This window comes from Lysobacter gummosus (assembly GCF_001442805.1).
Taxonomy (GTDB): Bacteria; Pseudomonadota; Gammaproteobacteria; order Xanthomonadales; family Xanthomonadaceae; genus Lysobacter; species Lysobacter gummosus.
The window spans coordinates 2,161,970-2,176,071 of the sequence record NZ_CP011131.1; the positions used below are offsets into that span (position 1 = coordinate 2,161,970).

The following is a 14,102-nucleotide window of genomic DNA, read 5'->3' on the forward strand; positions in this document are numbered from 1 at the left end:
CCACCGACTGCGCTAGTCTGAAGCCCCAAGCCCCCGACCGCGCGGCAATGCCCAACAAACGCTTCGCCAGCCCCGAGGCCGGCCACGGACACGGCACCGACTTGCGCGGCATCGGCCGCCTCACCATCGACGCCATCACCGGCGTCGCCGACCTGGTCGAATCCGTCCACGCTACCATCGCCGCCTTGCCCGCGCCGCTGGGCAATCCGGTGCGCGATCCCACCCGCGGCATCACCGGGCACGTCTATCGCAGCGTGCGCGGCATCACCCGCTTCGTCGGCGACGCGCTCGATCTGGCCTTCGCCCAGGTCGCGCCCCTGCTGGACCGCATCGATTCGCTGCCGCAACGCGACGCGGTGATCGCCGCGCTCAACGGCGTGCTCGGCGACCATCTGGCCGCGACCGACAATCCGATCGCGATCCACATGCGCCTGCGCAGCCACGGCCAACCGCTGCGGCTTGGACGCAAGGCCTTGGCGGCGGCGCTGCCGCAGGCCAGCGGCAAGATCGTGGTGCTGGTGCACGGCCTATGCATGAACGACCTGCAATGGAACTGGGACGGTCACGACCACGGCGCTGCATTGGCGCAGGACGACGGCTGGACGCCGGTGTATCTGCACTACAACAGCGGCCGGCATATCTCGGTCAACGGCCGCGAATTCGCGTCGCGCCTGGAGCGCGCGCTGCGCGAGTGGCCGGTGCCGGTGGAGCGGCTGGCCATCGTCTGCCACAGCATGGGCGGGCTGGTCGCGCGCAGCGCCTGCCATGCCGCTGAGCGCGCCGGACATCGATGGCTGGATCAACTCGACAGCCTGGTGTTTCTCGGCACCCCGCACCAAGGCGCGCCGCTGGAGCGCGCCGGCAGCTGGTTCGACATGTTGATCCAGCTCAGCCCGTACACCGCGCCGTTCGCGCGGCTCGGCAAAATCCGCAGCGCGGGCATCCAGGACCTGCGCCACGGCAATTTGCTGGATTCGGATTGGCGCAAGCACGCAGACCGCGTGCGCACCGACAAAAAACGCGGTGGAGGCGACGAGCGCGCGGACACGCGCACGCCGGTTCCGCTGCCGCAGGGCGTACGCAGTTACGCGATCGCGGTATCGACCGACAAGCGCGATTCCGCGAAACCTGCCGCTTCAAAAAACGCGCACGCCGCCGGTGTCGATCTGCCATCCGGCGATGGCCTCGTGCCGGTCGCCAGCGCGCTGGGTTATCACCGTGATCCCGCCTTCGATCTGCGTATTCCAAAGTCGCGGCAATGGGTGGGTTACGGCTTGCACCACCTGGACCTGCTCGGCGACGCGCAGGTGTACGCGCACCTGCGGCGTTGGCTGAAGTCGGGGCCGGACCGATGACGGCGCGGCGATAACTATCGATCGATAACCGCGAACGCAGGCGTGTCGCCGATCAACCGTGCTTGCGTGCCAGCACCCGGCGCCAAGGCCGTTCCTCGCTCGCGCTTTCGTCGAAGTTCTCCCACTCCACCGTGAATCCGGCTTGCGTCAGGCGTTCGTCCAGCGCCTGGCTCGACCAGCGCACGAAGCGATAGTCCTGCGCATCGCCTTCCCAGGTTTCGCCCTCGCCGAGAAAATGCGACAGCAGCAGCGCACCGTTCGCGGTCAGGCCGCGAGCCAGCTTGCGCAACACGCCGTCCAGTTGCCCGCGTTCGAAGTGTTGCAACACGTACAGCATCAGCATGCCGTCGTAGGTGTCTGCGATCTCATCGCTCAACACATCGAACCGGTAGGCCGATTTGCCGCGCTCGATCTGGAACTGAAGAAACGATTCGGTCACGTCGGTGCGGCGAACCTGCAGGCCGAGGGTCTCGAGGAAGTCGGCTTCCCAGCCCGGCCCGGAGCCGATATCCAGCACGCGGCCGCAGGCCGGGACGGCCGCGGCCAATCGTCGCAGGCCTTCGGCCTCGCCGGCCGACGGCGTGGCCGATACCGCCTGCGCATAGCTGCGCGCGTAATCTTCGTAAGCCGCCACGGTGCGGCGGTTATTGGCGTTGTCGGGATCAGTCATATCGCAGCTCTCGCAGTTCACGGGCTCAACGGAATCCACAGCGCGATTCCGCCTTCGCCGGTATCGGGGTCGAACGAGGGGTGATGCCGTTCGATCACCGGCGCATCGGCCGGGCTCAGTCCGGCCCGTTCCAGCCCCTCGTTCCAGATGGCGGTATAGGTGGCGAAGATCGTCGAAACGTGCGCGCGATGCTCGAACACTGCATAGCGACGGCCAGGGATCTCCACCCGGATCAATCGCGCCGGCACGCGCTCGAACTGCGCCACTTGCGTCGCGCACACGTACTCGAAGCCGCCGTTTTCGTCGGCCGGGCCGACGATACCGATCGGCATGCTGTCGATGCGATCGCGGATGTCGGCATAAGCGGACATGAAACTCTGCCATTGGATCGGAATGCCGACGACCGAGTCGAAACCGTGTCGACGGCTCAGGCCCACGGCGCGTATCGCGTCGCCCTCGGCCAGCCGCGGCGGCTCCAGCACCGGTTGCGCGTTCGCCTGAAACCGCAGCGGCGGCACCAACGTCAGCCCCTGCGTGGTGGCGCGCTCGCGCACGCGTTCGGGCGTGGCCGCGAACAGCTCAGTGAAGGCGCGGGTGAAGGCCTCGTGCGAACCGTAGCCGGCATCGAGCGCCACATCGAAAATGCTCGCCGCGCCGCCGGCTAGCGTCTCGGCCGCGCGGGTGAGGCGGCGCGCGCGCAGGTACTGGATCACCGGTCGCCCGGTCGCGCTGCCGAAGGCGTTGGCTAGATGCGACCGCGACACGCCGCAGGCCGCCGCGACCGCGGGCAGGCTGAGTTCACGGCTGGAATTGCGCTCGATGATCCACAGCGCTTTGTCTACGACCGTCATCGGCGGGTCCTGGCGTCGGCTGCGCAACACCGTAGCAAACCCCGCGCGGACGGGCTTGATCGTTCGTCCACGGCCGGCTCGGCCGCGCGATCACGCCCTGGCCGTCGCCGATTCAGGCCGGCCGGCCGCCGCCTGCGCGACGACCGGTCCTGGCGAAGCCGCGACTCAGGCCCCGATGGCCGGATCGCTGACGCTGTCCGATCCGTTCTCGGCGTGACCGGCGAAGCGGCGCAGATAACCGGCGTCGGTGTTGGAGGTGACGCTGAAGTCGTACCAATGACGGCTGGTCGCCAGCGGCCAGGTCGCGCTCGTGCGCGCGCCGGGAGCCAGGTCGAAAGTACGCGCGGCCGCGCTGCTGTAGCGGTTGGGCTTCAAGGTCAGCCGGCATGCGGCCTTGCCGGTGTTGACCAGGGTCAGCGTCAGTTGCTCGGCGGCGGCGTCGTGGCGAACCGAGACTTCCGGATTGGCGCCGGTCGCCGTCAGCGCCTTGTTCAGATCGCCGCGGAACACGCGCAGGAAACCGTTCGGGCCGTAGGCCGACAGGTCGTAGATTCCCTTCGTGTATTGCTTGGCGCTCCAGTAATCCGACAACTGCGTGCCGGCATCGAGCGTGTAGTACCACGGGCCGTCGGTGCGATTGCCGGCATAGACGTTGTAACAGGCGCCGGCGATGCCGTCGTTGCCGAAGTCCAGCCAGTAGCGGCCGCTGGAGGCTTCGATGCGGCCGTCCACGCGCAACTCGTAGGGCAGCGCGCGCGCCAGACGCTGGCCGCGTTCCTGCCGCGGCATGCTCGGCTGCGCCGGCGCGGCGGGTTTGGCGAGCTTGCAGCTGGCGTCGGCGTTGGCCATCGTCGCGCTGGTGCTGGGCAGCACCGGAAAGCTGGTGTTGGGCGTGTCGAAGTCGAAGGCGGTGCTCAGATCGCCGGCGACGGTGCGCCGCCACGCGCTGATGTTGGGTTCGGCGATGCCGAAGCGCGATTCCAGGAAACGCAGCACCGAGGTGTGGTCGAACACCTGCGAATTGACCCAGCCGCCCTTGCTCCAGGGCGAGATCACGAACATGGGCACGCGCACGCCCAGGCCGACCGGAATGCCGTTGTAGTTCTCGGTTGCGGTATCGACCGTGCTCTTGCCCAGGTCCGAATTGATCGCCGGCAACGGCGCCGGCACGTGATCGAAGAAGCCGCCGTTCTCGTCGTAGTTGATGATGAACACCGTCTTCGACCAGACCTCCGGATTGGCCACCAGCGCTTCCAGCAAGCGCGCGGTCAGCGACTCGCCGTAGGCCGGCGTCGCCGCCGGATGCTCGCTCATGATGTACGACGGCACGATCCACGACACCGCCGGCAACTTGTTTTCACGCACGTCCTTGGCGAAATCGGCGATCAAGTACTCGCCGCGCGACTTGGTGGCGTTTTCCGCGGTGGAACCCGGCGCCCACGCCCGGCCGCGCTTGTAAAGTTCCGAGTTGGTATCGAGCTTACGGAAGTTGGCGAAGTAGGCCAGCGAGTTGTCGCCGTAGTTGTCGTGCTCCTGGTACACGCGCCAGGCGATGCCGGCGTTCTGCAGGCGCTCGGCGTAGGTGGTCCAGCGATGCCCGGCGAAGTTGGGGTTGTCGCGCGCCATGTCGGCGGTCCAGTTGCCGTCGTCGGCGTTGTTGACCGCCTGCGGGCCCAGATCGCCCACGGTCATGCCGCTGGTGCCGGCGAACAAATGCATGCGGTTGGGATTGGTCGGGCCGTGATGCGAGCAGTAATAGGCATCGCACACGGTGAACGCATCGGCCAGGGCGTAGTAGAACGGCATGTCCTGGCGGGTGAAGTGGCCCATGCACATCGGGCCCTTGACCGAGATCCAGGCGTTGTAGTCCTTCCAGCGCGAATACGCGCCCTTCCAGCTGTGATCGATGTCGGCCAGGCAATGCGCGGCGGTGCTGGCGGTGTCCAGGTGGAACGGCAGCACCACGTTGTTCGGGCTGGTCGCCGACTTGGGCTGCTCGAACACGGTCTTGCCGCCGGGCAGCGGAATCGGCCGCGGATCGTCGAAGCCGCGCACGCCGCGCAGCGCGCCCAGGTAATGATCGAACGAGCGGTTCTCCTGCATCAGGATGACCACATGCTGGACGTCCTGGATCGTGCCGGTCACGCGCGCGGCGGGCGTGGCCAGGGCGGCGCGGATCGAAGGGGGCAACAGGCTCAGCGCGGCGGCGCCGCCTGCGAGTTTGAGGAAATCGCGACGATTCGAGGAGATCAAGGCCTTGCTCCAGGGCTGGGCGGGCGGCGTTGCGCCGCGCTTAAACAATAAAGCCTGGACATGGCAGGTTGCAGCAATGTGGCAGCGTTCGCAGCGTGTTCGGATTCACAATCCTGCAAGTGCATCGCGCGAATTCTTCGGGAATTTTCTGTGATTCCGATCGCTGCTATCGATGTCTTGCTCGAGCGCGCTTCGCCGTGCGCACGCTGCGTTGCGCGAGGCGATGCGCAACCGTATCGCGTTCATCGGCGTGAACGCCGTTGGATGCATGCGGGAGGTGACGCGTTCTGCGCATGCGCGAACCGGGTCAATCGCGCAGCCACAAAGTCATCAACCGCCGTGGATGCACGATGTAGCCCGCGCGTTCGTAAATGCCGCGCGCATACGCGTTGTCGTCGTTGACCTCAAGGCGCAGCGCATCCAGGCCTTCGGCGCGGCACAGCGCTTCGACTTCGCCCAGGGCGCGCTTGGCCAGACCGCCGCCTCGATGCGCCGGCAGCACGAACAACTCATCGAGCAAGCCGAAGCGCCCGCCGAATTCCAGGCTGAAACAGAACCCCAGCACGAAGTAACCGGCGATCTCGCCCTCGTGCACGATCAAGCGCAGTCGCCCGGCGTTGGGATCGGCGATCAACGCCGCCAATGCGCGCCGCAGCGCCGGCTCGTTCCAGGGCAGGTGTTCGACCTGATAAAAATCGCGCAGCACCGGCAGCAGACGCGGCAGGTCGGCGTCGGTGGCGGGGACGAATTCGTACGCGGGTTGCGTCATGCCGACTCCTTCACGAACACGCCGGCCCGCGTGGGGACCGGCGTTTGAAGCGACGCAGGCTACGCGTCGTCGCGCGAAGGCGTTGTCGAAGGGCGGCGGCTCGTGCCGGCGACGATCGACACCGGCCCCGGACGAACCCCGGGCCGCGTGGGCCCGGGCGAATGCATCAGTCGGCGCGGCCGGCGAATTCACCGGTGGCGGTGTTGACCAGCACGCGCTCGCCGTTGCCGATGTACTCCGGCACCATGATTTCGATACCGGTCTGCAGCTTGGCCGGCTTCGGACGCTTGGTCGCGGTGCCGCCCTTGAGTTCCGGCGGGGTTTCGACGACCTGCAAGGTCACGCTGGCCGGCAGCTGCAGCGCGACCGGCTGGTCGTCGATGATCTGCACGTAGCAGCCGCTGAGGTCATCGACGATGTAGCCGGCGGCGTCGCCGACGACATCGGCGTCGAGCGTGTACGGCGTGTAGTCCTCATCGTCCAGGAACACGAACGCGTCGCCGTCCTTGTACGAATAGGTGACCTGACGGCGCGACAGTTCGACTTCCTTGAGCTCGTCGTCGCCGCCGACGCTGAGGTCGTACTTGGTGCCGCCGGGAACCGAATACATGGTGAAGCGGAACTTGACGTTGCCGCCGCGGCCTTGCGGCGAGCTGCGTTCGATGTCGCGCACCTGGTACACGGTGTTGTTGTGCTCGATTACGTTACCTTTTTTGACGTCGTAGGCTTTCATAAGTGTCGGGATTCGAGATTGGGGATTAGGGATTGGTAAAAGCGTGGGGCGGGTCGGGGCGGGCGGCTTTCGCCAATCCCGAATCCCCGCTCCCGAATCCCGGGTTTACTTCGGCGCCAACCGCGTCGCGCCGTCCAGGCGAATGGTCTCGCCGTTGAGATAGCGATTGCCGAGGATGTACGCGACCAGATCGGCGAATTCTTCCGGACGGCCCAGGCGCGAAGGGAAGGGGATCGACGCGCTGAGCGACTGCTGCACCGACTCGGGCATGCCATCGACCATCGGCGTCCAGAAAATGCCCGGCGCCACGGTCATCACGCGGATGCCGAAGCGCGACAGCTCGCGCGCCATCGGCAGGGTCATCGCGACCACGCCGCCCTTGGACGCGGAATACGCGGCCTGGCCGATCTGGCCTTCGTAGGCGGCCACCGAAGCGGTGTTGACGATCACGCCGCGCTCGCCGTCCTCGCCCGCCTCGTTGCCCTGCATCAGGTTCGCCGCCGCCTTGGCGACGTTGAAGCTGCCGACCAGATTCACCATCACCGTGGTCTGGAACTGCGACAGCGCCATCGGCGCGTCCTTGCCCAGCACCCGGCCGGCGCCGAGGATGCCGGCGCAGTTGATCGCGACATTGAGGCCGCCCAGGAACTCCTTGGCCGCGTTCAAGTTCTCGGCGACGCCGGCTTCGTGGGTGACGTCGGTGCGGAAATAGCGGGCCTTGTCCTCGCCGAGCGAGGCCACGGCCTGCGCGGCCTTGTCGTCGTTGACGTCGAACAGCGCGACCTTGCCGCCGCGGGCGACCAGGTGCTGGGCCACGGCCAGGCCGAGGCCGGAGACGCCGCCGGTGATCACGGCGCGGACGTTGTCGAGTTGCATGGGCGGTCCTGAAGGCGGAAAACCGCCATTCTAAAGGACGGCGGGAATCGTCGCCCGGACGGCGGGCAGGGCGGGGCTTGGCGACCCGAAGCCTGCCCGGGGACCGGCGCGGGCGGTCAGGCCGGCGGGCAGGCCGTAAAGCCATGGGCCGGAGACAGGGCGGCCCGGCCGGGGCACTACAGACTGCGCAGATACCAAGTGTTGACGCCACGCAACCCGCCGTAGCCCATCGGCGCTTCCAATAGTTGGAAACTGTTCGCCTCCAGCACCCGTTGCGCTTCGCTCATGCGATCGAGCACCTCGACATAGCACTGATCGAAGCCGAACCCGCGCGCGGTCAGCAGGCAGCGATCCAGCAGCGCCTGTCCCAGCCCCAGCCCGCGTACCGACGGCAACAGATAGAACTTGCGCAGTTCGCAGATGCGGTCGGTGCCGCCCAGCAATGGGCCGACGCCGGCGCCGCCACCCAGGCGGCCCTCGCGTTCGACCACGAAGTAGGCGCTGCGCGGCAGGCTGTAGGCGCGCTGCATCGCGTCGACCTCCGGATCGCTGATCGCGCCGGCGCCGAACTCGCTCATCACCTGACGGATGATGGCCGCCGCGGCGGCGTCGTCGCGGGCCTGGATCGGACGCAGTACGACACCGGGAGGCAGGGCCATGAGGTGAATCTCCTGATCGCGAGGCTGTCATCCTCGCTCAGACCGCCGCGCTTGCGAAGTGCGTCGCGGCCGATGTGGGAACGAAAGCCGCCGGGGCGGCCGCGATGTCCGCTCAGCGCGCCGTAACGCGTTTGAACTGCGGATCCGAGTACAGCTGCCGCAACAAGGTCTGCATCGCCGTCAGCAAGCGATCGGACGTCAGCGAGCGCGCGATCCACGGCGTGCCCGCGTGCGGCCACACCTGCTCGATGCTCAGATCGCGCTCCATCAAGGCCGCGCCGTCGCGGCGCAGGCTGACGTGCAGGACGACGCTGGCGCGGTTGATGCCCGACGACGGCGCCGGGCCGACCTGATAACGGCGCAGATCGCCGTCGATATCGATCGTCGCCTGCGCGCTCAACCGGCCGGCGGCCTGCAGTTCGGCGGACAAGGCATCGCGCAGATACACCGCCGCCTCGGCCGCTTCCCGCGTGGCCTGATCGTCGGCGCCGCGCGCGGCGGTGAAGCGGCCGACCCGCAGCGGCGCGGCATCGGTCTGATGACTAAGGATGTCGGTGTTGGCGACCGAGACCCGGTACTCGGGCAAACCCGCCCACGCCGGCGCGGACAACGCCGTCGCGGCGATAACGGCGTACAACGCGAACACGCGCAGCGGATGCGGCCGATGCGCGCGCACCGGCAATGCGAGCGCACGCGGCGCACGCGTTCGGATAGCCAGATTCATCGAACTCCCCCTATGGTGCGCAGCCGCGACGATCCAGCGATGGCGTCGGCGAGCCGCCGGTCTTTATAGCGCGCGGCCGACGGGTTTCCAATGGCGTTGATCGCGGCAACTGGCGCGCGATACCCATCGCCCCACACAATGGGCGAGATCGCACGCCCGGGCTCTGCCCAGTCACCTCACTTCGGTTCCTCTCCATGCTCGACCGCTTGCGCAATCTGTTCAAAACAGCCTCGCCGCCATCGCCGCAAACCCCGCCACCCGTCGCGGTTCCGGTGCCCGAAGTCGCGATGCACTGGTGGGGCGATACCCGCCAACCGCTGCCGGACTGGGAACGTATCGCCGAAGCCGAGCGCCCGGACTGGTCGGATGCCGAACGCGATGCGTTCTGGACCGCGGCTGCCGAGCGCTGGCTGCAGGCGCTGGCGCAATCGCTGGGGCCCGATTACCACGTACTGTCATCCGAGCGCTTTTTGCTGCTGACCGCATTGGAATCCGCCGACGCCCAGTCGTTCCTGAAGTTCTGCGAATCGGCGCGGCGCTGGATCGTGCGCAACCTGGGCTCGCTGGCGCAGCCCATCGGCGGCGGCAAGCACGTGTGCCTGATCTTCATGGAAGACGATCAGTACTACGACTACGTCGCCCACTACTACCCCGAAGGCGGCGAATACGCGATGTCCTCGGGGATGTTCGTCAACGCCGGCTACGGCCATTTCGCCCTGTGCGAAAACGATGCCGACGCCATGCATCCCACCATCGCCCACGAACTCACCCACGCCTTGCTCGCGCATCTGCCCATTCCGACCTGGGTCAACGAAGGCATGGCGGTCAACACCGAACACAGCCTGTTCCCACGTCTGGGCGACCCGCGCGCCTCGCTCTACACCCCGAAGGAAATCGCGCAGAAACACGCCGCGTTCTGGACTGCCGAACGCATCCAGGAATACTGGTCCGGCGCCGCCTTCCACCGTACCGACGACGGCAACCTGCTGTCCTACGACCTCGCCAAGAAAATGATCGGCCTGGCCGCGCGCGACCACGATGCCTTCGTCCCCTTTGTTCTGGCCGCCCATCGCGACGACGCCGGCCAGGCCGCCGGCGAGCATCTGGGCTACCCCGTGCAACACCTGCTCGAGGCCGTGCTGGGGCAGGGCGATTGGACCCCGCAGCCGCAACAGTGGAACGGCTTGGGTGCGGCGGGGAGCACCGGTGCGTGAGGTGCGATCGCCAACGACGCTCATCCAATCCAGAACGCATAAAACCGACTTTCGATCCGCCATCGTGGCGGTTACCCAAGGAGACCCCGCAATGGCGGACGACGCAAAAGTGAAAGGCCCTGCTTCGTACTTCCCCTCCATCGAAAAGACCTACGGCCATCCGGTCGCGCACTGGTTCAAGGTGATCCAGGCGCTGGGCGACAAAAAGCACATGGAGTTGGTGGCTCACCTCAAGAGCGAACACAAGCTGGGCCACGGACACGCCAACGCACTGGTGGCCCATCATCTGGCGCAGGCCAAGAAGGCCTGATTCGCCGCCGCGCACGCCGCGACAAAGCACCGCCCGCGCGGCCGATCCTGCGACCGGCCGCGACCACGATCACAACTCGCGCACCTGCCCACGCATCCCGCAAATCCATGGCCCCTTCCGCCCCGCCACCGCGTTAAGGACGGGAAACAGGGAGCGGATCATGAAAACAGCGCTGATCGCAGTGGGTTTGATCGCGGCCACGGTGGCCACGGCGGTATCGCAGGAACGAACCGCAGGCGCAGCCGGCGCCACGCCGGCCGCTGCTCCAGCCACGGCCGCGGCCGACGCCCCCGTGCGCTTTCCCAGTTACGACCCGCACTATCCGCCGCCGCCGGGCGCGCGCGACGTCTTCCAGCTCAGCCAGGATTACCCGACCACTTTCGCCGACGACACCTTCCCGTGGATGGCGATCGACTTCAAAGCCTTCCCCACCGAATACCTGCGTTCGGTCCTCGACTACTGCCTGGAAGGCAATGTCGATGTCGATTTCAAAGTGCAGAACAACCGCGTGCGCAAGTGGTACCACGCGCCGTGGCTGCACGACGACGGCGCCCAGTTCGGCGGCGGCCGCGAATGGCGCCGCGGCCTCACCCGCGAACGCATGGCGCGCCCGCTCGACCTGCATCGCAAACAGACCGAGCGCGCGCAGAACTGGGCGGTGGGCTTCTATAACGACCGCGGCGCGGTCAGCCTGGGCAAAGTCTGGCGCACCGCCGACGGCCGCCCCGATCCGTCGAAATCGACTTTCGCGGACAACTCGGTGGCCTGCAAACTGTTGTTCACCGACGCCAGCACCGCGCAGATCCCGTACCTGAGCCGGACCAAGACCTGGACCGCGAACATCTACCCCGACGTCAACTACAACAAGCCGCGCGTGGATCGCACCGTGCGCCTGTTGCAACTCGACGTCGCCGTCAAAGACCCGCGCATGGCCGACACCACCGGCTGGGTGTTCGGCACCTTCATCTACGACGGCGGCGCGCCCGGCCCGACCGTGTGGGACCGCATGATTCCGGTCGGCGCGAGCTGGGGCGACGATCTGCCCGTGCGCACCGACGCCAACCGCGACGGCGTCTTCGTCAACACCGCGCTGACCCAGGCCCGCATCACCTCGTCGCTGGTCGAACGCACCGGCTGGAACTACGGCAACCGCGCCTACGTCATGCACCACGGCCTCGGCGGCCGCCTCAACGGACCCATCGACAGCCCGGTATCGTCGTGCATCTCCTGCCACGGCCGCGCCGGCACCTACGCTGGCCCCACCGCGAGCAAGAGGGGCCAACCGATGGTCATGGCCGTCTTCAGCGCCGCCAAGCCCAGCGTCTACCCGATGGCGCAGTTCGACGAATTCTTCAAGCCCATCCCCGGCGGTTCGCACATCGAAACCCAGACCGGCGACCGCTACATGACCACCGACTACTCGCTGCAACTCAGCGCCGGCATCCGCAACTACTACCAAAGCCTGCGCACGCCGCCGCCGGTCGCCGACACCGCACCGCGCGCGGGAAGCGTCGGCGCGACCAGTGTCAGTGCGCCTGCGCAGGAGCCGCTGCGCACGGTTGATCGCGACGGTAATTGAGGCGTCGGCCGATGCGCCACGTCGTGTGAAAACGCGGCCTTCGATGGGTTCCGGTGCAGGCCGGAATCCATCGACGTTGCCGCCGCGCTCAACTCGCAGCCACGCCTGATGCTTCACCTTCGCTTCGTATCCAACCCACGAACGCCGATTACCGTGCCGCGACATTCAATCGCAGGGGAGAGGCGCCGTGGTCACCGTCGAAAAAGTCGAACGAGTCGAAAGATTCGTCATCGCGATCGCGTGCGTGCTGTTGTCGCTGTACGTCGCATGGTGCTTGTGGGAAGCGTGGTGGATGGCCGGCGTCATTCCCGAACCCATCGGTATTTCCTACCCGACCTTCATCGAAGGCGAATCCGACTTACGCGAAGGCTGCGGCGTCGCCATCTTCCGACTGGATCGCGCCAGCGCGGACGCGATAACAAAACAAGGCCTGCGTTACTTCGACAATGCGCGTTACTCGCGCAAGTCCCACGACCACTACCACACCTTCGAGCCGTGGCGGCCGACCCCGCATGCCCCCAACTTGAACGACGACCAGAGCCTGCTTTCCCTGGGACTGTACTGCGCCCATGCCGATATGGCGCTAAGCGAGGAGCTGGAGCAAGCGGTTCGCGAGCCGGGCAACTTCTACACCAATGGCCCGGAGAAAGTTTTGGTGGTGTTTCCGAAAAAGCGCCTGATTGTTCTGGCGTACTTTGGCTGACGCGCGACGCATCGACACCGATGCAAGTTAACCGCGCGAAGCAAGAGGCGTGGGCTGCACCGCCTGCATTGAAGAAGCTACGGCGAGCGCACCGCGCCCAGACTGCGATCCACCTGATCCGCCCACACGCGGAACACCGACGCGAGCGCCCGATGCCGGGCCTGCTCGGGTTTACGCGGGGAAGGGCAGGGCGACGTGGCGGGGTCGAGCGTATGCGCCGCGCTCAACAACTGGTCTTGAAACGCCCGCAACTCGAAAAACGCATCCAGCGGCAACGCAACACTGTCCGCATCGCCGGCAGGCGACGAAGCTTTAGGGGGCATAGACGGCACTCCTTTTCCTTGGACACACCAGGGCCCGCGCTGCGCGAAGTCGCAGGCGGGAAGTCGGGAGGCTCAAAACCGCACACAGACGGCGGGCGTATTCCCCTTGCGGGTATTTTATTAGCCGCCCTCCCGACGCAGGGACGCGCGCCGAGTTTGCACCCAAACAACAGGCACAAAAAACCCACCAAGTATTTCGGAGGTGGGAACCGCTGTGTGGAAGGAGTTTTGAGTCTCCGTGGATTAGCCTCTCCTCATCCGCTTTCGTCGTCAAGTGACGGTGCGTTATAAGGCCGGGTTTCTTCATTTCGGCCCGCGATATCCCGTCAACGAACTATTCCGTGTCGGGCGATCGATCGGAATATCGCGGTAACCAAGAGGCGGGTATTGCAAGCCTCGGGCGCCAGGCGCAAAGTCCCGGAAAACGACAGGGGCGTGGCGATGAACGCAACTGCAGACCCGGATGCTTACTGGAGCCCTTTGCGAATCGGGGCGATTTCCGGCGCGTTGTGCTTGCATACGGCCTTGCTCCTGGCGCTAACCCTGCCCGTGGTCGTGCCCAACAAGGCCGGCGAAGATTTCTTTGTGCTCTACCAGTCGGAGCAGTGCGTGGGCATGGGGCTGTGCATCCCACCGATGTTCCGCGATTTGCCTTACTACCGCTACGACAAAAACGGAGTGAAGATCAAAACGGTCACGGCGGTGCCCTTGCTTGAGGACGGCCGTGCAGGTGTTCTGCCCGACATCATGGCCAAGGCGGAACGGCTCCCGGTCCCGGTCGATACGGTGGTCAGGTATTTCGATAGCCGGCCGCGCACGGTCGAACTCCAGATATTGATCGCCGCGACCGGCGCTATTTTGGAGGTTAAGGTAGTGCGCAGCAGCGGTGATGCCGACGTGGATCGTAAGGCGAGATTCAATGCGTGGGAGAACTGGCGATTCAAGCCGGCCTTCGATGGCGGACAGGCCGTTGAGTCTTCGGTGCGGGTGGCGATCGAGTTCGATTTCCTGGGGAAGAGTGAGCAGGAACTTCGGCAAGAGCCGGGGCACTGGGTTGTTTATTAGAGGTAATGTAAATTGACT

General features: G+C 66.2%; 15 protein-coding genes. 6 read left to right on the top strand and 9 right to left on the bottom strand.

Annotated features, from left to right (window positions below; translation table 11 throughout):
* Positions 1 to 47: 47 nt before the first annotated feature.
* On the top strand, positions 48 to 1,355 hold the full coding sequence (locus LG3211_RS08955; RefSeq protein ID WP_057942524.1) for an esterase/lipase family protein: 1,308 nt from the start codon (positions 48 to 50) through the stop codon (positions 1,353 to 1,355).
* 52 nt (positions 1,356 to 1,407) lie between these two features.
* Here the strand turns inward: LG3211_RS08955 and LG3211_RS08960 are convergent, their stop codons facing one another.
* From LG3211_RS08960 to LG3211_RS08995, 8 genes are all read right to left on the bottom strand, one after another.
* Positions 1,408 to 2,025: a class I SAM-dependent methyltransferase gene (locus LG3211_RS08960; RefSeq protein ID WP_057942525.1), complete on the bottom strand. Its 618-nt coding sequence runs from the start codon at positions 2,023 to 2,025 to the stop codon at positions 1,408 to 1,410.
* A gap of 17 nt (positions 2,026 to 2,042) precedes the next feature.
* Complete coding sequence (locus tag LG3211_RS08965) at positions 2,043 to 2,876, bottom strand: AraC family transcriptional regulator (RefSeq protein WP_057942526.1); 834 nt, start codon at positions 2,874 to 2,876, stop codon at positions 2,043 to 2,045.
* A gap of 165 nt (positions 2,877 to 3,041) precedes the next feature.
* Positions 3,042 to 5,129, bottom strand: coding sequence for a phosphocholine-specific phospholipase C (locus LG3211_RS08970; RefSeq protein ID WP_083512875.1), 2,088 nt, complete (start codon positions 5,127 to 5,129; stop codon positions 3,042 to 3,044).
* A gap of 307 nt (positions 5,130 to 5,436) precedes the next feature.
* Complete coding sequence (locus LG3211_RS08975) at positions 5,437 to 5,898, bottom strand: GNAT family N-acetyltransferase (RefSeq protein ID WP_057942527.1); 462 nt, start codon at positions 5,896 to 5,898, stop codon at positions 5,437 to 5,439.
* 166 nt (positions 5,899 to 6,064) lie between these two features.
* Positions 6,065 to 6,631 (bottom strand): elongation factor P-like protein YeiP, encoded by a 567-nt coding sequence (gene yeiP / locus LG3211_RS08980; RefSeq protein WP_057942528.1) that lies wholly within the window; start codon positions 6,629 to 6,631, stop codon positions 6,065 to 6,067.
* Positions 6,632 to 6,736: 105 nt separating this feature from the next.
* Entirely contained in the window at positions 6,737 to 7,507 is a 771-nt protein-coding gene (locus tag LG3211_RS08985) for an SDR family NAD(P)-dependent oxidoreductase (RefSeq protein WP_057942529.1), read from the bottom strand.
* A 176-nt stretch (positions 7,508 to 7,683) separates the two neighbouring features.
* The gene (locus LG3211_RS08990; RefSeq protein WP_057942530.1) at positions 7,684 to 8,166 is read right to left on the bottom strand and encodes a GNAT family N-acetyltransferase; all 483 of its coding nucleotides are present in this window, start codon (positions 8,164 to 8,166) and stop codon (positions 7,684 to 7,686) included.
* A gap of 112 nt (positions 8,167 to 8,278) precedes the next feature.
* Positions 8,279 to 8,890, bottom strand: coding sequence for a hypothetical protein (locus LG3211_RS08995; RefSeq protein ID WP_057942531.1), 612 nt, complete (start codon positions 8,888 to 8,890; stop codon positions 8,279 to 8,281).
* Positions 8,891 to 9,084: 194 nt separating this feature from the next.
* Between LG3211_RS08995 and LG3211_RS09000 the strand changes: the two genes are divergently transcribed.
* The 4 genes from LG3211_RS09000 to LG3211_RS09015 all read left to right on the top strand — a co-directional run bounded on the left by LG3211_RS09000 (position 9,085) and on the right by LG3211_RS09015 (position 12,696).
* Entirely contained in the window at positions 9,085 to 10,104 is a 1,020-nt protein-coding gene (locus LG3211_RS09000) for a hypothetical protein (RefSeq protein WP_057942532.1), read from the top strand.
* A 91-nt stretch (positions 10,105 to 10,195) separates the two neighbouring features.
* Positions 10,196 to 10,414, top strand: coding sequence for a DUF4287 domain-containing protein (locus tag LG3211_RS09005; protein WP_057942533.1), 219 nt, complete (start codon positions 10,196 to 10,198; stop codon positions 10,412 to 10,414).
* A 160-nt stretch (positions 10,415 to 10,574) separates the two neighbouring features.
* Positions 10,575 to 11,993 carry a hypothetical protein gene (locus LG3211_RS09010; protein ID WP_148648809.1) on the top strand — a complete coding sequence of 473 codons (1,419 nt, stop codon included), beginning with the start codon at positions 10,575 to 10,577 and terminating at the stop codon, positions 11,991 to 11,993.
* A 187-nt stretch (positions 11,994 to 12,180) separates the two neighbouring features.
* Entirely contained in the window at positions 12,181 to 12,696 is a 516-nt protein-coding gene (locus tag LG3211_RS09015; RefSeq protein ID WP_057942535.1) for a hypothetical protein, read from the top strand.
* A gap of 77 nt (positions 12,697 to 12,773) precedes the next feature.
* Here LG3211_RS09015 and LG3211_RS26335 read toward each other — a convergent pair whose 3' ends face one another.
* Positions 12,774 to 13,019, bottom strand: a complete 246-nt coding sequence (locus LG3211_RS26335; protein ID WP_187313159.1) for an XAC0095 family protein — start codon at positions 13,017 to 13,019, stop codon at positions 12,774 to 12,776.
* 441 nt (positions 13,020 to 13,460) lie between these two features.
* Between LG3211_RS26335 and LG3211_RS09025 the strand changes: the two genes are divergently transcribed.
* Positions 13,461 to 14,084: an energy transducer TonB gene (locus LG3211_RS09025; RefSeq protein WP_148648811.1), complete on the top strand. Its 624-nt coding sequence runs from the start codon at positions 13,461 to 13,463 to the stop codon at positions 14,082 to 14,084.
* The last annotated feature ends 18 nt before the right edge of the window (positions 14,085 to 14,102 follow it).